The sequence below is a fragment of the Gordonia sp. PP30 genome, from assembly GCF_023100845.1.
Lineage (GTDB): Bacteria > Actinomycetota > Actinomycetes > Mycobacteriales > Mycobacteriaceae > Gordonia.
On sequence record NZ_CP095864.1, the window covers coordinates 3791409 to 3813130 of the forward strand.

Here is a 21722-nt window from a genome sequence, read left to right on the forward strand (position 1 = left end):
ATTCTCACATGCCCACGGCCCTCTTCCCTCAATACATCCATTCATCCTATGATTTGTCGATGTCCGTCCTGCCCTTCACCGAGCCGATCCCGCACGACACCCGCTGGGGTCGCGGCGGCGGCCGGGCCCTCGTCCTGGTCGCGATCGTCCTGTACGCGTTCAGCCTGCGCGCGACGGTGTCGTCGATCACGCCGCTGCTCGGCCGCATCGCCGGCGACCTGGGTTTCGGCAGCGGCGGCATCGGCCTGATCGGCACCCTCCCGACGGTGATGTTCGGCATCGCCGGGATCGTCGCTCCGGCGCTGGGACGACGACTGGGATACGAGCGGCTCTCGCTCGTCGCGCTCGCCCTGATCGGCGCCGGCACCACCGCACGCTCGTTCGCCGACGGCATCGCACCGCTGCTGGCCCTGACCGGGGTCGCGCTGCTCGGCATCGGCTTCGGCAACGCTCTGTTGCCACCCCTGGTGAAGCGCTACTTCGGCGATCGCATCGTCGTCGTCAGCACCGTCTACATCACCTTCGTGCAGCTCTCCACCGTGATCCCGGCGGCGGTCGCGGTACCCGTCGCCGACGCCGTCGGCTGGCGGGCCGGACTCGCCATGTGGGCGGCGGTCCCCTTCGCCGCGCTGCTGCCCTGGATCGCGGTGCTCCGCCGGAACCGGCCCGCCGGCCGCCACGGCACCGGCGCGAGCGCTCCGCCGACGCCCGCGGCCCCGCCGCGGCTTCCGGTGTGGCGACTCCGCTACACCTGGGGTCTGACGTTGATGTTCGCGATGACCTCCCTGCTCGCCTACACACTGACGACCTGGATACCGGCGATCTACACGAGCGCCGGCAGCAGCGAGGCCTCCGGCGGCGCCATGGTCGCGATCTACTCGCTCGGCGGCTTCGCCGGAACACTGCTGACCCCCATGCTGACCACCCGGCTCGCCAATCCCTTCCCCCTCGCCGCGTTCTTCTGCATCTGCGCCCTCGTCGGCCTCGGCGGTCTGCTCTGGGCGCCGCTGACCGTTCCCTGGCTGTGGCCGGCGATCGCCGGGCTCGGCCCGAACATCTTCCCGATGGCGATCACCCTGACCAACCTGCGGACCCGCACGAGCGAGGGCTCCGCCGCCCTGTCCGGCTTCGCGCAGGGCATCGGCTATCTGATCGCGAGTTCCGGGCCGGTCGTCGTCGGGCTCCTCTACGGCGCGACGCACTCGTGGGGTGCCGCCGTCGCCTTCCTCGCCGGGGCCGCGGCACTCATGATGTGCGGCTCGTGGGTCGCGTGCCGACCGGGCCACGTCGAGGAGCGGCTCGCATGACGCCGTCGTCGGTCCGGCGCCGAGCACGACTCCGACCGGTTTGTGGGGTCCGCCCGCACGCTGCCACCATGGCTCGCGTGCCCCCGCTTCCATCCGCCTCCGACACCGCCACCGCCCGCCTGAGAGAGGCGGTGCACGGCCGCGGCGGGCAGCTTCTGGTGCTCGCCGCGATCGTGACGTTCTCGTTCTCGCTGCGGGCGGCGGTCACCTCGCTCACCCCGCTGCTCGGACGCATCTCCGAGGAACTGCATTTCGGCGACGCCGTCACCGGGGTGCTCGGCATGCTGCCGACGCTGCTGTTCGGCATCGCCGGTCTGGTCGGGCCGGCACTGGGTCGTCGTGCCGGATTGGAGATCGCCACCGTCGGCGCGGTGATCCTGACCGCCGCCGGCACCGGATTGCGCGGCCTCGCGGGTGGCGCGGGCGCGCTGATTCTCCTGTCCGCGGTGGCCCTCTTCGGCATGGGCCTGGGCAATGTCCTGATCCCACCCCTGGTCAAGCGCTACTTCCCGGCGCGGATCGCCACGGCGTCGACGACGTACATCCTGTGCGTCCAGCTGGGCACCACGGTCCCGGCGGCCGCCGCGGTCCCCCTCGCCGACGCCGCGGGCTGGCGCGCCGCACTCGCCGTCTGGGCGCTGATCCCGCTGATCGCGCTGCCGCCATGGCTGGCGGTCGTCCGCCGTCGCCGGACACGGCCGGCGAACGACGTCGCCACCACGCGGTTGCCCGTCTGGCGGTCGTCGATCACCTGGGGCCTGGTGATGCTCTTCGGGATGACCTCGTTGATGACCTACTCCCTGTTCACCTGGGTCCCCACCGTCCTGACCTCCGCCGGCGGCAGTGACGCCCTGGGCGGGACGGCCGTGGCGGTGTTCTCCGGCGTCGGCTTCCTCGCCACCTTTGTCGCGCCGTGGCTGTGCATCCGCTTCACCGACCCGTTCGGCTTCGTCGTACTCTTCGCCGCATGCATGCTCGGCGGTCTGGCCGGCCTGCGCTGGGCGCCGCTCGACGGCACCATGATCTGGATCGTGCTCACCGGCATCGGCGCGACCTCGTTCCCGATGTCACTGACCCTGATCAACGTGCGCACCCGAACCAGTTCGGGGTCGTCGTCGCTGTCCGGCTTCGGTCAGGGCATCGGCTATCTCCTGGCCTGCGCCGGCCCTCTCCTGTTCGGTGTCCTGCACGACGCGACCGACGGCTGGGACGTCCCGTTCGGACTGCTCGCGATCGCGTGCCTGGTGATGGTCGCCGGCGGGCGGATCGTGTGCCGGCCGCGTCTGCTGGAAGACGTGCTCCGCCCCGGCCCCTGAGCAGAACATTTCGGGTGTCCAGAATCCGGACACTCATCACCCCTTGCGGTGTGTGAGGATGATTCTCACGCATCAGGACTTTGGTCCCTGATGCGCGTGGACCGCACTCCGAAGCGCTGCCGCTCGCGCGCTCCGGAGTGTCGTGCAGGCCCACCGGCCGAAACCCCCGACTCGGCCGGTGGGCCTGTTCCATGTCCAGACCCTTTCCTTTGCGCCGCCGTCCGTGTCAGAGTGGGAATCATGGCTTCTTCGCTGCCGCACCGACCGGTCATCGCCGCGTCCTGGCAGCGCGTGCGCTCGACGGGCCTGGAGCACGACCACCGTCCCGATCCGATCCTGAGCGATGTCGACAGCGCCGACCCGCTGCTCGACGCCGCCCGCCCGGTCCTGCAGCGCGCCGCGGAGATGCTCGACGGCACGCCGACCGCACTGCTCCTGGTCGACAACGCCAGCCGGATGGTCGCCCGGGTCTCCGGCGACGGCACCCTGGAACGTCGTCTGGCCGACGCCGGTGTGGTGACCGGCGCCGACTTCACCGAGGCCGCGATGGGCACCACCGCACTCGGCACCACCGCGGAGGTCCGCGGCGACACCGTGATCAACAGCAGCGAGCACTACCTGGAACAGTTCCGTTCGCTGAGCTGTTTCGGCCGCCCGATCATCCATCCGGGCACACGCCGGGTGGCAGGCATCCTCTGCATGACCGAGGAAGCTCAGCGGATCAACCCGCTGTCCCTTCCGCTGGTGCGCGGCATCGCGCACGACATCGGCGAGCGCCTGCTGACTCGCAGCCATTCCGACCACCAGCGGGTGATCGCCGCTTTCGGTGACGCCGCCGACCGGCGCGACATCGCCCTCGCGGCCCTCGGCGACAACCTGCAGCTCACCAACGCCCTCGCCGCCCAGCTCTTGGCGCCGGCCGACTTCGGCACCCTGCGGCTACTCCTCGAACAGAACGACATCCCGCCCACCGTCACGCTGGTGTCCGGGGTGACGGCCGCGGTGGAGGCCGACCGGATCCCCGGAGTACGACACGCCGCCATCTTCCGCTTGCGTCCCCGGATCGACCGGTTGCCGTCCGGCGGCGTCGCCGCGGGCACACCGACGGCCACCACCGTCGCGATCTGCGGCGAACCCGGCACCGGGCGCACCACCCGCGCCTTCGGTATCGCCCCGCGCGAGCGGTCGACGGTGGTCGACGTCGCCGCGACCCTGCTCGCGGGCACTCCCCTCGATCTGGCGGCGACACTCCGGGAGGCGCAAGCACGCGGGGAGGGCGTGGTGATCGACGCCGCCGATCTGCTCGATGAGCGGTCTCTTCAGCTCCTCCTCGCCGCGGTCGCCGGCCGCTCGGCCGCCGATCCGGCGCTGGTCGTGGTGACCGGCCCGCCCGACTCGCTGTCGCCGAGCGCCTCGGCGCTGGTCGCGCGCTGCCGCCGGCGCACCACCCTGCCCCCGTTGCGCCAGCGACCCACCGAACTCGCCGCGCTCGGCCAGGAGATCCTGCGGGCCCGGGACGTGCGGCTCACGCTGAGCACCGACGCCTCCGATGCCCTCGTCTCCCAGGAGTGGCCGGGCAACCTGCGCGAGTTCGCGACCGTACTGAGCGAGGCCGCCGACGCGGCCCGCGCCCGCGGCGCCCGGACCGTCGACGTGGCCGATCTGCCCGACGGCTACCGCAGTACCTCCCGGGTCTCCCGGCTCCTCGGCCTGGAGCAGGCCGAGCGCCTCGCGATCGTCGAAGCGCTCGACGCCGCGAGCGGCAACAAGAGCCATGCCGCCAAGCGTCTCGGCATCAGCCGCACCACGCTGTACGCGCGGATCCGGGCACTCGGTATCCGCTGATCCCCGGCGGCATCACCTCCGCCGTTTCGACTGTCCACGCAGTCTGTCCACTTTCCGGACAAGCCGTCGGCCTCGATTCATGCGACAAATGAAGTACGTCACAGACAGTGGCGTGGTTCATACTCCATCGAACGCATCGCCCGGTTCACATCGGGCGAGAGAAGAGGTTCCGATGACCACCTCCTTGACTCCGGCGCTGCTTCCCGCGGTCGCCGAGTTCGTCGCTTCCGACCGCAAGATGCTGATCGGCGGCGCATGGGTCGACGCCGCCTCCGGCGAGACCTTCGAGACGCTCGACCCCGCCACCGGCCAGGTGATCACCCGGGTCGCCAAGGGTGAGGCCGCCGACATCGACCGGGCCGTCGCCGCCGCGCGCGCCGCCTACGAGGGCCCCTGGTCGCGGATGAAGCCGAACGAACGTGAGCGCCTGATCTGGCGCGTCGGCGACATCCTCTCCGAACGCGCCGAGGTCTTCGGCCAGCTCGAAGCCCTCGACAACGGCAAGTCGGTCGCCATCGCCACCGCGGTCGACGTCGGGTGGTCGGCCGACGTCTGGCGCTACAACGCCGGCCTGGCCACCAAGATCACCGGCTCGTCGATCACCCCGTCCATGCCGTTCTCCCCCGACGGCCAGTTCCACGCCTACACGCGGCGCGAATCGCTCGGGGTGTGCGGGCAGATCGTGCCGTGGAACTTCCCGATCCTGATGGCGACGTGGAAGCTCGCACCCGCGCTCGCCGCGGGCAACACCGTCGTCCTCAAGCCGGCCGAGCAGACGCCGCTGTCGGCACTCATGCTCGGCGAGGTCTTCGAAGAGGCCGGCTTCCCGCCCGGCGTGGTCAACATCGTGCCCGGCTTCGGCGACGCCGGCGCCGCCCTCTCGGCGCACATGGACGTCGACAAGGTGGCGTTCACCGGCTCCACCGAGGTCGGCAAGAAGATCGTGCAGGCGGCCACCGGCAACCTGAAGAAGGTCTCGCTGGAACTCGGCGGCAAGAGCCCGAACATCGTCTTCGCCGACGCCGATCTGGAGGCCGCCGTCGCCGGCAGCGTCGCCGCGTGGATGTTCAACCACGGCCAGTGCTGCGTGGCCGGCACCCGCATGTTCGTGCAGCGGGAGATCTTCGACGACTTCACCCAGGCCGTCGCCGACGCCGCCGCGCAGGCCAAGATCGGCCCCGGCCTCGATCCCACCACCGAGCTCGGCCCGCTGGTGTCCCAGGAGCAGTTCGACCGCGTGAACGGCTACATCCAGCAGGGCCTCGCCTCCGGCGCCCGGGCCCTGACCGGTGGCGGCCGCTGGGGCGAGCAGGGCTACTTCATCGAGCCGACGGTCTTCGTCGACGTCGAACCGAGCTACTCGATCGTCGAGGAGGAGATCTTCGGCCCGGTCGTCGCCGCACTGCCGTTCGACGGCGAGGACGACGTGGCCCGCGCCGCGAACAACTCGATCTATGGTCTGGCCGCGGGCATCTGGACCAAGGACATCTCGAAGGCGCACCGCACCGCGGCCGCCGTCCAGGCCGGGTCGGTGTGGGTGAACCAGTACAACGGCTTCGACACCGCCCTCCCCTTCGGCGGCTTCAAGCAGTCCGGCTGGGGCCGCGAACTCGGCGACTCCGCCGTCGACCTCTACACCCAGGTCAAATCCGTCAACATCGCCCTCTGACCCCGCTTCACCCTCACCCCTTTAGGAGTTCCCATGAAGACCAAGGCAGCAGTCCTCCTCGCCCCCGGCGAGCCGTTCAAGATCATGGAGCTGGAGCTGGATCCGCCCGGCCCCGGTGAAGTGCTGATCAAGTACACCAACGCCGGCCTGTGCCACTCGGACCTGCACCTGACCGACGGCGATCTGCCGCCGCGCTACCCGATCGTGGGCGGCCACGAGGGCGCGGGCATCATCCAGGAGATCGGCCCCGGCGTGACCAAGGTGAAGGTCGGCGACCACGTGGTCTGCAGCTTCATCCCGAACTGCGGCCACTGCCGCTACTGTTCCACCGGCCGCCAGAACCTGTGCGACATGGGCGCCACCATCCTCGAGGGCTCGATGCCCGACGGCACCTTCCGCTTCCACGGGCCGGACGGCGAGGACTTCGGCGCGATGTGCATGCTCGGCACCTTCTCCGAGTACTCGACCATCTCCGAGCATTCGGTGGTCAAGGTCGACGACTGGCTGCCGCTCGGGACCGCCGTCCTGGTCGGCTGCGGCGTGCCGTCCGGCTGGGGCACCGCCGTCGATGAGCGGGCGGGCAATCTCCGCCCCGGCGACACCTGCGTGATCTACGGCATCGGCGGCCTCGGTATCAACGCGGTGCAGGGTGCCGTCGCGGCCGGCTGCAAGTACGTCGTGGTGGTCGACCCGGTCGCCATGAAGCGCGACGCCGCGCTCAAGTTCGGCGCGACGCACGCCTTCGAGAGCGCCGCCGAGGCGCAGGAGAAGGTCACCGAACTCACCTGGGGCCAGGGCGCCGACGCCGCGCTGATCCTGGTCGGCACGGTCGACGAGGACGTGGTGAGCAATGCCTTCGCCATCATCGGCAAGGGCGGGCGCGTGGTCATCACCGGTCTCGCCGACCCGGCCAAGAAGACGGTCCACGTCTCCGGCGCCGAGATGGCCCTCATGCAGAAGACCGTCCAGGGCACCCTCTTCGGCTCGATGAACCCGCAGTACGACATCGTCAAGCTGCTCCGCATGTACGACGCCGGGGAGCTCAAGCTCGATGAGCTGATCACCCAGCGGTACACGCTCGACGAGGTCAACAAGGGCTACGAGGATCTCCGCGCCGGGGTCAACCTGCGCGGCGTGATCGACCACGCCGAGTAGTCCCTCCCCAGCGACCCTCGGGACCGAGCGGAGCCGGGACCATGACGGTCCCGGCTCCGCTCGTCGTCGCTATGGTGCGTTCAGCGCCGGCGGCTACCGCGAGCCCCACTCCGGCGGCGCGTACGACCAGCCGAGGTAGGTGCTGAGCAGGCGGTTGTACCGCTGCACCGTCGGGCCGTTGACAGCACCGCCGGACACGTAGGTGCCGTCCCCCACCGCGATCATCACGTGGCCGTAGCCCTGGTCATAGGTCGGGTTGGAGCTGAACACCAGCGCGCCCTTCGGGATGCCCGACGACGAGGTGTGGATCATCCCGCGCGAGCGCAGGTTGTTGAACGTGGCGATGGCACTGCCCGAACGTCCGCTGGTGCCGTATGCGTTCTCGACGAAGCGCTCGCACGCGAAGTTGTACGAGTTCGACCCGACCTGTGAGAGCGCCCACGAGACGGCCTTGGCCTCCCGGTTGCCCGACGGAGCGGGGGCCGGCGCCGGCTGACCACCGCAGCGCGGCGCCACGGCGTTGTTGGTGCCGGTGTAGATCCACGCGTCGGCGACGTAGCCCGAGCCGGCGATGTGGTCCCAGATGGTCGAGGTGCCGTAGTCGCCCTTCACCGCGGGCCCGGTGGTGGTGCAGTCGATGGTGACCCGCGTCTTGTCGTTCAGCCGGGCGACGATCGGCGCGGTGGTGTTCGGCGCGCTCCGCACGTTCAGGGTGATACCGCCGGTATGCACGGTGCCGGTGGCCGCGTCCGCAGCGCCCGCTCCGGCCACGGTCGCGGCACCCGCCGCGGCGACGACGAGTGTCGCGGTGAGCACGCGGCCCAGTCGGTTGATCTTCATGCCGATCCTCTCGGTGTCAGCGCACCAGGTCGGTGCGGAGCCCAACCGTGACACCCGGCACGATCCCTGTCACGGGACACATGCCGTAAATGCGGCATACCGGACGGAGAATCCCCCGTACGGCGTAAGCGCGAAGGCCCTCACCGCCAGGCCGGGAGAGCTTCTCAGTCGGCCACCGAATGCGGCAGCTTCACCGAGCCCGGGGCCACCTTCGCGGGGCGGGACGGCGGCGGCACCATCGGGCCGCAGTTCCCGTCGGGGGCGACGTCGAGGTCGACGATCACCGGCGCGTGATCGCTCGGCTTGGTGCCCTTGCGCGCCTGGCGGTCGACCCAGGCGGCCTGCACGCGCCGCGCGATCGGGTCACCCGCGACGATCAGATCGATCCGCATGCCGAGGTCCTTGTGGAACATCCCGGCCCGGTAGTCCCAGTACGAGTACATGCGCGCGTCCGGCCAGTGCGCACGGCCGGTGTCGGCCATCCCGAGGTCGAGCAGACCTTGCAGCTCCGCCCGCTCCGGCGCGGTCACGTGCGTGTGCCCCTCCAGCGCCGCCGGGTCGAACACATCGGCGTCGGCCGGGATGATGTTGAAGTCGCCGCAGACCATGCTGTCGGCGGCGTCCGGGGCGACGGCCGCGCGCAGCTTGTCGAGCCAGGCCAGCTTGTACCGGTAGTGGTCGGAGTCCACCTCGCGACCGTTCGGCACGTAGACCGACCAGATGCGGATCCCGTCGCACACCGCCGACACGGCCCGGCCCTCCGGCGGCCCCGCGGGATCGGGGAAGCCCGGCGCGTCCGGGAACGCGGCGCGCACATCGTCGAGCCCCACCCTCGACAAGACCGCGACCCCGTTCCACTGCCCCTGCCCCACGTGCGCGAATTCGTAACCGCGCGAGGACAGTTCGTCGCCGAGTTCGGCGGCGAAGGCGTCGTCGGAGACCTTGGTCTCCTGGAGACAGACGACGTCCGGCGCCCGCTCGTCGAGCCAGGGCAGCAGGCGCGGGATCCGCTGCTTCACCGAGTTCACATTCCAGGTCGCGACACGCATGGTCCCAGCCTATCGGGGCCGCCCGGCCGGGTTCGGGAGCATGCTCGGTGCCGAAGGACCCCGGAAAACGAGTGGTGCACTACCTCAATCACCGGCGTCCCACGGGGTGACGATGGCGGCGGGCCGAACGCCCGTCTCACCCACCGAGGAGGACACCATGACCCGCATCCCCGCCCACAGGCTCCTGACCGTCGGGGGCGCGCTCTGCCTCGCCGCCGGGAGCGTCGTCGCCGTCGGCAGCGGCACCGCAGCCGCCGCGCCGGCGAAACCGACCTACGAGATCACCCTGCCGGCCGGCTCCCCGAACTGGATCAACCACTGGGACATCAGCCATAACACCGGGAAGTGCTATTTCCACAAGAAGAGTGGCTTCCCCGTCCCGAACGACGTCCGATCCGAACTCGTCGCGAGCGTGTACACGTGGCCGATCGACCCACATGAGCTCCAGTCGGGAGCCAACACGCTGTGGGTCGAGTGCGACGACGGCGGCAAGTCCGATGTGGTGACCGTGTACGCACCGCGCAATCAGCTCAACGATCTCCGCACACAGTTCAGCATCGACACCAAGAACCTGTTCGGTTCCTGAGCGGCGGTCACCCCGCCGCGGCCGCGGCGAGAAGGCACGCGATCAGGCCCCGGGTCTCCGCGGGGTCGATCACGTCGTCGATCTCGAAGTGCCTGGCCACGTTGAGCACGTCGGAGTGCTTCCGCATGGCCGCGGTCAGTTCCGCGACGGTTCGCTCCCGCTCCGCCGGATCCTCGATCGCGGCCAGCTCGACCCGCAGCGACAGCCGGACGGCGCCCTCCAGTCCCATCGCTCCCATGTGCGCACCGGGCCAGGCGAGCGTCATCAGCGGCTCCCGCGTGCTGCCGCCGAGCATCGCCTGCGCACCAAGCCCGTAGCCGCGCCGCAGCACGACGCCGATCATCGGCACCGACAGCTGAGCCCCGGCGATGAGCAGCGCCGATGTCCGCCGCACCATACCGGTGGCCTCCGCGTCCGGGCCGACCATCATGCCCGGGGTATCGACCAGCGACACCACCGGGAAGCCGGCCGAGTCGCAGAGCCGCAGGAACCGCGCCGCCTTGTCGCCGGCCGCCGCGGTGATCGCGCCGGCCACGTGCCGGGTGTCGTTCCCGAACAGCCCCACCACCCGGCCCTCGACGCGGCCGAGCGCCGTGAACAGCTCCGGCGCGAAGTCGGGCCCCAGCATGGTCACCGAACCGGCGTCGCACAGCGCCTCCACGATCGGCCCCGGGTCGTACGCGACCTGTTCCCGTTCGGGGACCACGTCGCGCAGCACGGACTGGTCCGCGGCCGTCCAGTGCTCCCGCGGGCCGAGGGAGTATCCGAGCAGGTCGCGCGCGGCATCGTCGACGTCGTCGCGATCCACCGCCACGTCGACCACCCCCGCGGCGGCCATAGTCTCGAGCGGTCCGACGTCGGCGGCGGCCACCTCGCCGAGTCCGCCGCCGGCGATCATCGCCGGGCCGCCCATGCCGAGCGAGCTGCCGTCGCACGCGACGATCAGGTCGGCGCACCCGGCGATCACCGCGTTGCCCGCGAAGCAGTTGTCGTCAACCACGGCGATCCGCGGCACCCGTCCGGCGAGCCGGGCCCACGCCGCGAACGTGGTCACGTCGAGCGCCGACACCAGCGGCAGGTCGCTGTCGCCCGGCCGTCCACCACCGCCCGCGGCAAAGAAGAGCGTCGGCAGCGCGAGCCGCTCGATCACGTCGATCAGCCGGTCGCTCTTGATGTGCCCGCGCATGCCCTGCGTCCCGGCCATCACGAGGTAGTCGTACGAGAGCACCGCGCACGACCGGCCGTCGATCGTCGCCAGTCCCCCGACGATGCCGTCGGCGACGGTGCGGTCGAGCAGTTCGTCGTCGGATCTGCGGTTCGCCTGCGCCGCCGTCACGAACCGTCCGTACTCGACGAACGATCCCGGATCGACCACCGCCGCGATGTGTTCGCGGGCGGTCCGGCCACCGCGCGCGTGCAGTTTCTCGACGGCCTCTGGCCGTGCCGAGTCCTCGGTCAGCGCACGACGCGCGAGCACCTGGAGCAGATCATCTCGAATGGCCATCTGCTCGACGCTATCGGTCGAAACCGAAGCTCGTCTGTTGTTCCGTGGTTGTCGGACGACCACCGAACAGCACACATCATCGGCGTCCGCACCCACTCAGTCGGCGAGTGCGAGTTTGACCTGCTCCACCCAGGCGGCGACCACCTGGGAACGGCGCCGGGAATCGTCGGAGAGCGTGTCCGCCAGCCCGAGACCACGGGCCAGGTCCAGGGTGATCTGCGCCAATCGATGCGCGTGCTCGCCGTGGACACCCGTGGGATCGAGCCCCTGCACGGTCAGCCGGTGGGCGGCGCGGGCCAGCTTGGCCTCCCGCGGCAGGATCAGCTCGCGGAGCGCCTCATCGGATGCGGCGGCGGCCCAGACCTGCAGGGCCGCCTTGAACGGCACCCCGATGTAGATGGAGACCGCCTGCTCGACGACCGCGGCGATACGGTCCGGACCGGCCGGCAGGCCGGTCTCGGCGGCGGTCTGGGTCATCTGCTCGAACATCTGGTCCAGCACCGCGGTGATCAGGTCCTCGCGGGTCGGGAAGTGATGCTGCGCCGCACCCCGGGACACCCCGGCCGCCTCGGCGACCGCGGCGACCGTCGTCGCCGACCAGCCCTTGGCGGCCAGCATGTCGACGGTCGCCGTCAGCAGCCGCTCGCGGGTCTGCCGTGAGCGCTGCTGCCGGGGCTCCCGGGCACCGACGGTCACGAGCTGCTCGCGTCCCAGGCCGGTGGACGCTTACTCAGGAAGGCCGTCATGCCCTCGCGCGCCTCCTCCGACGAGAACAGTGCGGCCGATTCGGCGGCGCGTGCCGCCGTGGCCTCGTCGAACCCGGCGAGGAGCGCCGCCGTCGTGAGCCGCTTCGACGCGGCCAGCCCCTGCGGCGATGCCCTCCGCACACCCTCGAGGATCGCGTCCAGCTCCGCCCGCAGGCCCTCACCGGAATCGGCGGCGGCGGTGAGCAGTCCGGCCTCCACCGCGGCCGGGCCGCCGAACTTCTCCCCGGTGAGGAAGTAGCGGCCGGCCGAACGCGCGGTCATCTTCGCCAGCAGCACCACGGAGATGATCGACGGTGCCAGGCCGAGTCGCGACTCGGTCAGCGCGAAGGTCGATTTCGGTCCCGCCAGGGCGATGTCGGCGGCGCCGACCAGACCGAAGCCGCCGGCACGCACGTGCCCGTCGAGCACCACGATCATCGGCTTGGGCAGGTCGATGAACGACCGCATCAGACCGGACATCGCCGCGCCCACTTCCGCGGTGGCCTCCTCCGGGGTGAGCCCGCGCTGCAGCGCCTCGCCGAGATCGGCTCCGGCGCAGAAGGTTCCACCGGTGTGGGTGAGCACCACCGCGCGCACGGCGGGGTCGGTACTCGCGGCGTCGACGGCCTCCCGCAGCTCGCGCACCAGCGTGGAGCTGAGGGCGTTGCGGTTGTGCGGCGAATCGAGCGTGATGGTGCAGACCGCGGACTCGGTCGCCGCGCGCACCAGTATCTGTTCGTCACTCATCGCGAAACCGGCTTTCTCAGTACGACTTCGGGAGACCCAGGCTGGCCTGGGCGACGAAGTTGAGGATCATCTCGCGGCTGACCGGGGCGATCTTGGCGATCCGGGACAGCGCGATCATCGGCGCCACCCCGTATTCGACGGTGAGGCCGTTGCCGCCCATCGAGTGCACCGCCTGGTCCACCGCCGCGACCGCCGCGTCGGCGGCGGCCAGCTTCGCCATGTTCGCCGCCTCGGCCGCGCCCCAGTCGTTCCCCTCGTCGTACAGGGTGGCGGCCTTCAGCATCATCAGCTTGGCCATCTCGAGGTCGATCTTGATCTTCGCGAGCGGATGCGAGATCGCCTGATGCGTCGCGATCGGCGCCTTCCACACGGTGCGGTCGTTGACGTAGGCGACGGCCTTCTGCAGAGCGTAGCGCGCCATGCCGACCGCCGACGCCGACGCCATGATGCGCTCGGGGTTCAGGCCGGCGAAGAGCTGGCTCAGGCCGGCATCCTCGGAGCCGACGAGCGCGTCGGCGGGGAGCCGGACGTCGTCGAGGAAGAGCGAGAACTGCTTCTCCGGGTTCACCAGTTCCATCTCGATCAGCGTCCGGGAGAAGCCGGGCGCGTCGGTCGGCACGATGAACAGCGCCGGCTTGAGCTTGCCGGTCTTCGCATCCTCGGTCCGGGCGACGATCAGCACGGCCTCGGCCTGGTCGACGCCGGAGATGAACACCTTCTGCCCGCTGAGGATCCACTCGTCACCGTCGCGGCGCGCGGTCGTGGTGATCATGTGCGAGTTGGATCCGGCGTCGGGCTCGGTGATGCCGAAGGCCATGGTGATGGAGCCGTCGGCCAGACCGGGGATCCAGCGCTGCTTCTGCTCGTCGGTGCCGAAGCGCGCGATGATGTTGCCGCAGATCGCCGGGGACACCACCAGCATCAGCAGGCCGGTGCCCGATGCGGCGAGTTCTTCCATCACGATCGCGAGCTCGTACATGCCGGCGCCACCGCCGCCGTACTCCTCCGGAAGGTTGACGCCGATGAAGCCGAGATCACCGGCCTCCTTCCAGAGTTCATCGGTCTTGCGCCCCTGCCGGGCGCAGTCCTGGAAGTACTGCGGCCCGTACTTGGCGCCCAGCGCCGCAACGGCGGCCCGGAGCTCGGTCTGCTCGGCGGTCTCGGTGAAGTTCATTGCGGCTCTTTCTATTCGGCTGCGTTTGCGAGTTCGGATTCGTCGGAGATGACGGCGAGGACGTCACCGACGGAGAGTTGCCTGCCCTCGGTGACGGCGAGTACGGAGACGATGCCGTCGCTCGGCGCACTGATCGTGTGCTCCATCTTCATGGCCTCCAGCCACAGCAGCGGCTGGCCGGCGGTCACCCGGTCGCCCTCGGCGACGGCCACCCGGATCACCGATCCCGGCATCGGCGCGAGCAGCGAGCCCGGGCGCGCGGCGGTCGACGGATCGACGTAGCGCGGGAGCCGCCGGAATGACGCCGACGCCCCCGGCCAGTCGACGAAGACCTCGTCACCGGCGACGGCCACCGAGAATCGGCGCGCCACACCGCCGGTGCGGAGCACCACCTCGTCCGGGGTCCACGACACCGCCTCGACATCGTCGAGGTCGGGCAGTTCGACGGCCCCGCGCACGATCCGGTACCGGATCTCGATGTCGGAGGTGGGCGGGTCCTGAGTATGCGTGCCGGAGGCCGCGTCGGCACGCGGTCGAAGGGCCGACGCGGCCTGTGGGTCGTCATCCGCTCCCTGAGCCGCCGGCGAAGGAGGCGTGTCGATCCGGCGCTGCGCCGCAAACGTCCGGCTCTGGTAGCCGGAGGGAAGGTTGCGCCATCCCGAGGGGAGGCCACCGAGCACCGTCGCACCGGCGCGATCGGCCGCCGACTGTGCCAGTGCCGCCGCGACCGCGGCGACGACCGTCGCCCGGTCATCGGCGAGCGGCGCGGAAAGTCGTTCCAGGCCCACCGAGTCCAGGTAGGCCGTGTCCGTGTCGCCGCTGAGGTACCGCTCCTCGCGCAGGATGTTCACCAGCAGATCACGGTTGGTCACCAGGCCGTGGATCCGCGCATCGGCGAGCGCCCGCGCCAGCATCGCCGCCGCCCGGCGCCGCGTCGGCGCCCAGGAGATCACCTTGGCGAGCATCGGGTCGTAGTAGGTGGAGATCTCGCTGCCGTCGGCGATACCCGAGTCGACGCGGATCCCCGGGCGGTCCAGCAGAGCGAAGCGCACGTCGGCCGGGATGTCGATGGTGTGCACGGTGCCCGACTGCGGCTGCCAGTCGTTCGCCGGGTCCTCGGCGTACAGCCGCACCTCGATCGAATGCCCCGTGCTGCGCGGCTCGTCGCCGTCCAGCGGCTCCCCCTGCGCCACGCGCAGCTGCCACGCCACCAGGTCGACACCGGTCGTCAGCTCGGTGACCGGATGTTCCACCTGCAACCGGGTGTTGGTCTCCAGGAAGAAGAACCGGCCCGTTGCGTCGGCCAGGAACTCCACGGTTCCCGCCCCTACGTAGCCGATCGACGACGCCGCGGTGCGCGCGGCGTCGTACAGCGCGTCGCGCATCCCTTCGACACGTCTCGTCGCTTCGCTCCTCGACGGCTCAGGGATCGGACCGGGGGGCGTGAGCCGTTCCACCAGCGGTGCCGGTGCCTCCTCGATCACCTTCTGGTGGCGGCGCTGGATGGAGCATTCGCGCTCCCCGACCGCCCAGACCGTGCCGTGCGCATCGGCCATGATCTGCACCTCGATGTGGTGCCCGCGCTCGATGTACGGCTCGCAGAAGACCGTGGGATCGCCGAACGCGGACTGCGCCTCGCGGGCCGCCGCGGCGACGGCGTCGTCGAGTTCGCCGAGTTCCCGGACGATCCGCATGCCGCGACCGCCGCCGCCGGCCGAGGCCTTGATGAGCAGTGGAAGGTCGGCCTCGGTCACTGAGGCCGGATCGAGATCGGACAGCACCGGCACACCGGCGGCCTTCATCGCCTCCTTGGCGTTGACCTTGGAGCCCATCGCGGTGATCGCCGCGGGCGGCGGGCCGATCCAGGTGAGTCCCGCATCGATCACCGCCTGCGCGAATTCGGCGTTCTCGGACAGGAATCCGTATCCGGGGTGGATCGCGTCGGCACCGGCGGAGCGGGCCGCGGCGATCACCAGATCACCGCGCAGGTAGGTCTCCGCGGACGTCGACCCGGGCAGCCGGACGGCCGCATCGGCGGCCCGCACGTGCGGGGCGTCGGCGTCCGGGTCGGAGTACACCGCGACGGTGCCCAAGCCCATCGCGCGGCAGGTCGCGAAGACGCGGCGGGCGATCTCGCCGCGGTTGGCCACCAGGACGGACGTGATCACATTCGCTCCCTGAGCGCCGTCCGCTCCCTGAGCACCGTCCGCTCCCTGAGCACCGTCCGCTCCCTGAGCCTGTCGAAGGGTCGTCGTCATGATTGCCTCACATCCGGAAGACGCCGAAGTTGCCGGTGCCCTCGATCGGGGCTCCAGCAATCGCGGACAGGGACATTCCGAGCACCGAGCGGGTGTCCCGGGGATCGATCACGCCGTCGTCGTAGAGCATTCCGGAGAGGAACATCGGGACGGATTCGGCTTCGATCTGTGCCTCGATCATGGCGCGCAGACCGGCGTCGGCTTCCTCGTCGACCGTGCCGCCGCGAGCCTCGGTGGCCGCGCGGGAGACGATCGAGATGACACCGGCGAGCTGGGCGCCGCCCATCACGGCGGACTTGGCGCTGGGCCAGGCGAACAGGAACCGCGGGTCGTAGGCCCGACCGCACATGCCGTAGTGCCCGGCGCCGTAGCTGGCGCCCATCAGCACCGAGATGTGCGGCACCGTCGAGTTCGAGACGGCGTTGATCATCATCGAGCCGTGCTTGATGATGCCGTTCTGCTCGTACTCCTTGCCGACCATGTAGCCGGTGGTGTTGTGCAGGAACAGCAGCGGCGTGTCCGCCCGGTTCGCGAGCTGGATGAACTGGGTGGCCTTCTGCGACTCCGCGCTGAACAGCACACCCTGAGCGTTGGCGAGGATGCCGACCGGGTAGCCGTGGATGCGGGCCCAGCCCGTGCACAGCGAGGTGCCGTACTCGGGCTTGAACTCGTCGAAGTCGCTGTCGTCGACGATCCGGGCGATCACCTCGCGCGGATCGAACGGGATCTTCAGATCCGGCGGCACGATGCCGAGCAGTTCCTCCGCGTCGTAGCGCGGCTCGGCGACCACGGCGTGCGGCGCAGGCCCCTTCTTCCGCCAGTTGAGCCGGGCGACGATGCGCCGGCCGATACGGACCGCATCCTGCTCGTCGGCGGCCAGATAGTCGCCGAGGCCGGAGACCCGGGCGTGCATCTCGGCGCCGCCGAGCTCCTCGTCGTCGCTCTCCTCACCGGTGGCCATCTTGACCAGGGGCGGACCACCGAGGAACACCTTGGAGCGTTCCTTGATCATCACCACGTGATCGCTCATGCCCGGCACGTAGGCGCCGCCCGCGGTCGAGTTGCCGAAGACCAGCGCGATGGTCGGGATACCCGCCGCGGACAGCCGCGTGAGATCGCGGAACATCCGTCCGCCGGGTACGAAGACCTCTTTCTGGGTCGGCAGATCGGCGCCGCCGGACTCGACCAGGGAGATCACCGGAAGCCGGTTCTCCATCGCGATGCTGTTGCACCGCAGGATCTTCCGCAGGGTCCACGGGTTCGACGTGCCGCCCTTGATGGTCGGGTCGTTGGCGACGATGAGGCACTCGACCCCCTCGACCACGCCGATGCCGACGACGATCGACGCACCCACCGCGAACTGGGAGCCGTAGGCCGCGAGCGGGCACAGCTCGAGGAACGGCGAGTCCTGGTCGATCAGCAGCTCGATGCGCTCGCGCGGAAGCAGTTTGCCGCGCTTGCGATGCCGCGCGACGGAGCGCTCACCGCCACCGTCGAGCACCTTCCGGAACTCGAGGTCGAGCTCGGCGAGCTTCGCGTTCATCGCCTCCACGTTGGCCTGGAACTCCGGCGCCGCGGTGTCGACCTTGCTGGCCAGGATCGTCATTTCTGGTACCCCAATCGGTTGGCCGCGAGAGTGCGCAGGATCTCCGTCGTACCGCCGCCGATACCGATGATCCGCATGTCGCGGTACTGGCGCTCGATCTCCGACTCGCGCATGTATCCCATGCCGCCGAAGAGCTGCACCGCCTTGTTCGCGACCCACTCCCCCGTCTCGACGGCGTTGTTCTTCGCGAAGCAGACCTCGGCGATCAGGTCCTCGTTGCCCGCCTCGTACTGATCCACCAGGGCCCGCGTGTAGACCCGGGAGACGTCGATGCGCTGGGCCATCTCGGTGACGGCGTCCTGAACGTTCTGGCGGGCGATCAGCGGCTTGCCGAAGGTCTCCCGGTTCCGCACCCACGCGAGGGTGAGGTCGAGGCAGCGCTGCGCCTGCGAGTAGGCCTGCACGGCGAGCCCGGCGCGTTCGGTGACGAAGGCCTGCGCGATCTGGAAGAAGCCCGAATTCTCCGCACCCACCAGGTTCTCCACCGGGACACGGACATCCTCGTACGACAGCTCAGCGGTGTCCGAACTCAGCCAGCCCATCTTGTCGAGCTTGCGGGAGACCGTGAACCCGGGCGTGCCCTTCTCGACCACCAGCAGGGACACGCCGGCCGCTCCCGGTCCGCCGGTGCGCACCGCGGTGACGACGAAATCGGCCCGGACCGCGGACGTGATGAAGGTCTTGGCGCCGTTGACCACGTAGTGGTCGCCGTCGCGGACCGCGGTCGTCCGCAGATGCCCGACGTCACTGCCGCCGCTGGGTTCGGTGATCGCGAGGCTGCCGATCTTCTCGCCGGCGATGGTGGGCCGGACCCACCGCTCGATCTGCCCGGGGTCGCCGGCGCGGATCAGATGCGGGAGCGAGATCCCGCTGGTGAACAGCGAGGCGAACACGCCGCCGGCCACCCCGCGGTAGTGCAGTTCCTCGGTCATCACGCAGGTGTCGACGGCGGTGCCGCCGGCGCCGCCCGCGGACTCCGGGTAGCTCAGCCCGATCAGCCCGAGTTCCGCCGCCTGCTTGTGCAGCTCGCGCGGGATGAGGCCCGTGCGTTCCCACTCGTCCTGGAACGGCAGGATGTGGCGCTCGGCGAATCCGGCGACGGTCTCGCGCAGGGCTTTCCGCTCCGCGGTGTCCCAGCCGGTGTTGGGGATGGACATGAATCTCCTTGCGTGCGTACGACTTCGGGTTTCGTTGGTGGGTCCGGGGGTTGGCTTCGTTTGGCTGGGGGTGTGGCTTCGACACGGGCTCGGCTAGCGCCTCGCCCGGCTCAGCCGGCTATTGACGGCTGCTAGCGGCGGCCAACGACAGCCGGCTGAGCCGGTGAGGAACGAAGTGACGAACCGTGTCGACCCTTCGACCGCGTGTCGTCGCAGGCTCCGCCACGCATGCTCAGGCCCCGCCCGCCTCCCTAATCGAGGAAGCGTTCCGGGATCGGGACGTGGCGCGAGCGCAGCCACTCGCCCAGGCCCTTCGCCTGCGGGTCGAAGCGGACCTGTTCGGCGACCCCGCGGCCGAGGATGCCCTCGATCACGAAGTTCACCGCGCGCAGGTTCGGCAGTCGGTACCGGTGGACGTCGAGCGCGGCGATCTCCGGAAGCAGTTCCTTCAGGCGCTCGGTGGACAGGAACGCGTCGAGCCACGCGTATTCGTCGTCGCTGCGCGCCCAGAGCCCGATGTTCGCGCTGCCGCCCTTGTCGCCGCTCCGGGCACCGGCGATCGATCCGAGCGGCACGGTCCGGGTCGGGCCCCAGTCGGTGGCCGGCTCGGGGGCGGGGTCGTCGGCGTCGTACGTCGGCGGGCCGGCGAGCGGCGACGGCTCGATGCGGACGGTGACCCCGTCGGGCTGGGTCACCCGGTGTTCGACGAGGGCGGCGTCGACGTAGCCGGGTTCGTAGACGCCGTACGGCGAGCCGCTCGCGGGCGGTCCGGTGAGGGTGAAGCCGGGATACGTGGCGAGGGCGAGTTCGACGGCGACGTTGGAGAACGCCCGGCCGACCTTGGCCGGATCCTGATCGCGGGCGACGACGTGGAGCACCGCACTGGCCTGCTCCTCGTTGTCGGCGTCGGTCCGGTCGTGCCGGACCAGCCGCCACTCGAGCTCCGCGGGCCGTTGCGGCAGCGCCGCCTCGAACTGCTCCTGGAAGAGCGCCGCCTTCGCCTCGATGTCCAGGCCGGTCAGGATCACCGTGATCTCGTTGCGGAGGCCCGCGAGATGGTTCAGCGACACCTTGAGCGTGTTCGGGGGCGCCTCACCGGTGGCCGCCGAGATCGCGACTCGGTCGGTGGCCTCCTGAGTCAGCTGCACCGAGTCCAGGCGCGCGGTCACGTCGGGGTTGAAGTAGCGCGGCCCACCCACCTCGTAGAGCAACTGGGAGGTGACCGTGCCGACCGTGACCGCACCGCCGGTGCCGTCGTGCTTGGTGATCACCGACGACCCGTCGGCGCGCAGTTCGGCGATCGGAAAGCCCAAGTGCCCCATCGGGATCTCGGTGAAGAACGCGTAGTTTCCACCGGTCGCCTGCGCGCCGCATTCGATCACGTGCCCGGCGACCACCGCGCCGGCGAGCGCGTCGAGGTCGTCGTGCTTCCAGTCGAACGCGGCGGCGGCCGGACCGACGGTCAGCGAGGCATCGGTGACCCGGCCGGTGACGACGATGTCGGCCCCGCGGGTCAGCGCCGTCTTGATTCCGAAGGCACCGAGGTAGGCGTTCGCGGTGAGCGGGGTGCCCAGGCCGAGTTCACCGGCCCGCTTGGCCAGGTCGTCGCCGGAGACGAACGCGATCTGCGCGTCCAGTCCTTGTTCGGCGGCGAGTTCGCGCAGTGCGACGGCCAGCCCGTGCGGGTTGAGTCCACCGGCGTTGGTGACGATCTTGACGCCGCGGTCGAGCGCGAGCGCCAGGTTCTCCTTCATCTGCTTCAGGAAGGTCTTGGCGTAGCCGGTGGCCGGGTCCTTCATGCGGTCGCGGCCGAGGATCAGCATGGTCAGCTCGGCCAGGTAGTCGCCGGTGAGGTAGTCCAGTTCACCGCCCTCCAGCATCTCCTGGACCGCGCTGAAGCGGTCTCCGTAGAAGCCGGAGGCGTTACCGATCCGTACGACGTCGCGCATCATTGTTCCTTCGATGAGGTCGGGGCGAGGGGTCCGCGGCCACCGCCGGGCGGCCCCGCGAAGCACTGGGCGATCGTCGACCAGTGCCGGGCGTCGTCACCGGTGAAGTCCAGCGCGAGGTCGTCGAGGTGCCGCCGCTGGGTGACCAGTTCGCAGAAGTCCAGGGCCGGGCCGCGCACCACGTCCGTGGCGTCCTCGGGCCCCCAGACCCAGAGGTCGCCGGAGGGCGCGGTCAGTTCGTAGCGGAACGGCGCGGCCGGCGGCTGTTCCTGATTCACCTGGTAGGCGAAGTCGCGGGTGCGCACGCCGAGGTGCGCGACGTTGCGGATCCGGTCGGTCGCCGACGCCGCGGCGCCGAGCGCGTCGGCGATGTCGAGGCCGTGCGCCCACGTCTCCATCAGCCGCGCCGAGGCCATCGACGCCGCGGACATCGGCGGCCCGAACCACGGGAGTTTGGTGCCGTCCGGCACGGCGACCAGCGCTCCGGCCAGCCGTGCCCGGTATTCGCGCCAATCGGCGAGAAGCTCGCTCGGCGGACGGGCCGCTTCGGCATCCGCGGCGGCGTCGACGAAGCCGCCCGGATCGGTCCACGCCTCCTTCAGCGCACGCTGAAAGCCCTCCGCATCGGTGATCGCGGTGAGGCTGGTCCGGTCGGTCCACGTCAGATGACCGATCTGATGGGCGATGGTCCAGCCCGCGGCGGGCGTGAGCGTCGCCCATTCCTCCGGGCCGAGCCCGGCTACGAGATCGTCCAGCGCGTCGCCTTCGGCGATCAGATCGGCCACGACCGTGTCCACGAGAGCCATATGGCGAG

17 protein-coding genes are annotated in these 21722 nt (G+C 70.3%); 6 read left to right on the top strand and 11 right to left on the bottom strand.

From position 1 onward, the window contains the following. The first annotated feature begins 59 nt into the window (after positions 1-59). The 5 genes from MYK68_RS17485 to MYK68_RS17505 all read left to right on the top strand — a co-directional run bounded on the left by MYK68_RS17485 (position 60) and on the right by MYK68_RS17505 (position 7292). Positions 60-1307 (top strand): MFS transporter, encoded by a 1248-nt coding sequence (locus MYK68_RS17485; protein ID WP_247865019.1) that lies wholly within the window; start codon positions 60-62, stop codon positions 1305-1307. A 68-nt stretch (positions 1308-1375) separates the two neighbouring features. Continuing rightward, positions 1376-2623, top strand: a complete 1248-nt coding sequence (locus tag MYK68_RS17490) for an MFS transporter (protein WP_247865020.1) — start codon at positions 1376-1378, stop codon at positions 2621-2623. Positions 2624-2863: 240 nt separating this feature from the next. Then, the gene (locus tag MYK68_RS17495) at positions 2864-4468 is read left to right on the top strand and encodes a sigma-54-dependent Fis family transcriptional regulator (protein WP_247865021.1); all 1605 of its coding nucleotides are present in this window, start codon (positions 2864-2866) and stop codon (positions 4466-4468) included. A 172-nt stretch (positions 4469-4640) separates the two neighbouring features. After that, positions 4641-6137 carry an aldehyde dehydrogenase family protein gene (locus MYK68_RS17500; protein ID WP_247865022.1) on the top strand — a complete coding sequence of 499 codons (1497 nt, stop codon included), beginning with the start codon at positions 4641-4643 and terminating at the stop codon, positions 6135-6137. Between the two features lie 33 nt (positions 6138-6170). Further along, positions 6171-7292 (top strand): NDMA-dependent alcohol dehydrogenase, encoded by a 1122-nt coding sequence (locus MYK68_RS17505; protein ID WP_247865023.1) that lies wholly within the window; start codon positions 6171-6173, stop codon positions 7290-7292. 93 nt (positions 7293-7385) lie between these two features. On the opposite strand, the gene MYK68_RS17510 is transcribed toward MYK68_RS17505, so the two are convergent. Both MYK68_RS17510 and MYK68_RS17515 read right to left on the bottom strand, forming a co-directional pair. Then, positions 7386-8132: an SH3 domain-containing protein gene (locus tag MYK68_RS17510; RefSeq protein WP_247865024.1), complete on the bottom strand. Its 747-nt coding sequence runs from the start codon at positions 8130-8132 to the stop codon at positions 7386-7388. Between the two features lie 164 nt (positions 8133-8296). Beyond that, positions 8297-9181 (bottom strand): exodeoxyribonuclease III, encoded by an 885-nt coding sequence (locus MYK68_RS17515; protein ID WP_247865025.1) that lies wholly within the window; start codon positions 9179-9181, stop codon positions 8297-8299. A gap of 157 nt (positions 9182-9338) precedes the next feature. Here MYK68_RS17515 and MYK68_RS17520 point away from each other — a divergent pair, with 157 nt between their 5' ends. Then, positions 9339-9767 (top strand): hypothetical protein, encoded by a 429-nt coding sequence (locus MYK68_RS17520; protein ID WP_247865026.1) that lies wholly within the window; start codon positions 9339-9341, stop codon positions 9765-9767. Between the two features lie 7 nt (positions 9768-9774). Here the strand turns inward: MYK68_RS17520 and MYK68_RS17525 are convergent, their stop codons facing one another. The 9 genes from MYK68_RS17525 to MYK68_RS17565 all read right to left on the bottom strand — a co-directional run bounded on the left by MYK68_RS17525 (position 9775) and on the right by MYK68_RS17565 (position 21714). Then, positions 9775-11271 (bottom strand): acyl-CoA carboxylase subunit beta, encoded by a 1497-nt coding sequence (locus MYK68_RS17525; RefSeq protein WP_247865027.1) that lies wholly within the window; start codon positions 11269-11271, stop codon positions 9775-9777. Positions 11272-11367: 96 nt separating this feature from the next. Next, entirely contained in the window at positions 11368-11967 is a 600-nt protein-coding gene (locus MYK68_RS17530) for a TetR/AcrR family transcriptional regulator (RefSeq protein ID WP_247865028.1), read from the bottom strand. After that, entirely contained in the window at positions 11964-12764 is an 801-nt protein-coding gene (locus MYK68_RS17535; protein WP_247865029.1) for an enoyl-CoA hydratase family protein, read from the bottom strand. Before MYK68_RS17535 ends, MYK68_RS17530 begins: the two co-directional genes overlap by 4 nt. 16 nt (positions 12765-12780) lie before the next feature. After that, positions 12781-13938 (bottom strand): acyl-CoA dehydrogenase family protein, encoded by a 1158-nt coding sequence (locus tag MYK68_RS17540; protein WP_247865030.1) that lies wholly within the window; start codon positions 13936-13938, stop codon positions 12781-12783. An 11-nt stretch (positions 13939-13949) separates the two neighbouring features. Continuing rightward, the gene (locus MYK68_RS17545; protein ID WP_502798260.1) at positions 13950-16196 is read right to left on the bottom strand and encodes an acetyl/propionyl/methylcrotonyl-CoA carboxylase subunit alpha; all 2247 of its coding nucleotides are present in this window, start codon (positions 16194-16196) and stop codon (positions 13950-13952) included. Positions 16197-16203: 7 nt separating this feature from the next. Next, positions 16204-17802, bottom strand: coding sequence for an acyl-CoA carboxylase subunit beta (locus MYK68_RS17550; RefSeq protein WP_247865032.1), 1599 nt, complete (start codon positions 17800-17802; stop codon positions 16204-16206). Then, the gene (locus MYK68_RS17555; protein ID WP_247865033.1) at positions 17799-18959 is read right to left on the bottom strand and encodes an acyl-CoA dehydrogenase family protein; all 1161 of its coding nucleotides are present in this window, start codon (positions 18957-18959) and stop codon (positions 17799-17801) included. The genes MYK68_RS17550 and MYK68_RS17555 overlap by 4 nt, the downstream gene beginning before the upstream one ends. A gap of 251 nt (positions 18960-19210) precedes the next feature. Next, positions 19211-20911: an acyclic terpene utilization AtuA family protein gene (locus MYK68_RS17560; protein ID WP_247865034.1), complete on the bottom strand. Its 1701-nt coding sequence runs from the start codon at positions 20909-20911 to the stop codon at positions 19211-19213. Continuing rightward, positions 20908-21714 carry a TIGR03084 family metal-binding protein gene (locus MYK68_RS17565; protein WP_247865035.1) on the bottom strand — a complete coding sequence of 269 codons (807 nt, stop codon included), beginning with the start codon at positions 21712-21714 and terminating at the stop codon, positions 20908-20910. Before MYK68_RS17565 ends, MYK68_RS17560 begins: the two co-directional genes overlap by 4 nt. Positions 21715-21722 lie beyond the last annotated feature (8 nt).

Bases quoted from the DNA above. Each gene is read 5' to 3' on its own strand.
- MYK68_RS17485 (WP_247865019.1), top strand. From the start codon at position 60: ATGTCCGTCCTGCCCTTCACCGAGCCGATCCCGCACGACACCCGCTGG.
- MYK68_RS17490 (WP_247865020.1), top strand. From the start codon at position 1,376: ATGGCTCGCGTGCCCCCGCTTCCATCCGCCTCCGACACCGCCACCGCC.
- MYK68_RS17495 (WP_247865021.1), top strand. From the start codon at position 2,864: ATGGCTTCTTCGCTGCCGCACCGACCGGTCATCGCCGCGTCCTGGCAG.
- MYK68_RS17500 (WP_247865022.1), top strand. From the start codon at position 4,641: ATGACCACCTCCTTGACTCCGGCGCTGCTTCCCGCGGTCGCCGAGTTC.
- MYK68_RS17505 (WP_247865023.1), top strand. From the start codon at position 6,171: ATGAAGACCAAGGCAGCAGTCCTCCTCGCCCCCGGCGAGCCGTTCAAG.
- MYK68_RS17510 (WP_247865024.1), bottom strand. From the start codon at position 8,132: ATGAAGATCAACCGACTGGGCCGCGTGCTCACCGCGACACTCGTCGTC.
- MYK68_RS17515 (WP_247865025.1), bottom strand. From the start codon at position 9,181: ATGCGTGTCGCGACCTGGAATGTGAACTCGGTGAAGCAGCGGATCCCG.
- MYK68_RS17520 (WP_247865026.1), top strand. From the start codon at position 9,339: ATGACCCGCATCCCCGCCCACAGGCTCCTGACCGTCGGGGGCGCGCTC.
- MYK68_RS17525 (WP_247865027.1), bottom strand. From the start codon at position 11,271: ATGGCCATTCGAGATGATCTGCTCCAGGTGCTCGCGCGTCGTGCGCTG.
- MYK68_RS17535 (WP_247865029.1), bottom strand. From the start codon at position 12,764: ATGAGTGACGAACAGATACTGGTGCGCGCGGCGACCGAGTCCGCGGTC.
- MYK68_RS17540 (WP_247865030.1), bottom strand. From the start codon at position 13,938: ATGAACTTCACCGAGACCGCCGAGCAGACCGAGCTCCGGGCCGCCGTT.
- MYK68_RS17545 (WP_502798260.1), bottom strand. From the start codon at position 16,196: ATGACGACGACCCTTCGACAGGCTCAGGGAGCGGACGGTGCTCAGGGA.
- MYK68_RS17550 (WP_247865032.1), bottom strand. From the start codon at position 17,802: ATGACGATCCTGGCCAGCAAGGTCGACACCGCGGCGCCGGAGTTCCAG.
- MYK68_RS17555 (WP_247865033.1), bottom strand. From the start codon at position 18,959: ATGTCCATCCCCAACACCGGCTGGGACACCGCGGAGCGGAAAGCCCTG.
- MYK68_RS17560 (WP_247865034.1), bottom strand. From the start codon at position 20,911: ATGATGCGCGACGTCGTACGGATCGGTAACGCCTCCGGCTTCTACGGA.
- MYK68_RS17565 (WP_247865035.1), bottom strand. From the start codon at position 21,714: ATGGCTCTCGTGGACACGGTCGTGGCCGATCTGATCGCCGAAGGCGAC.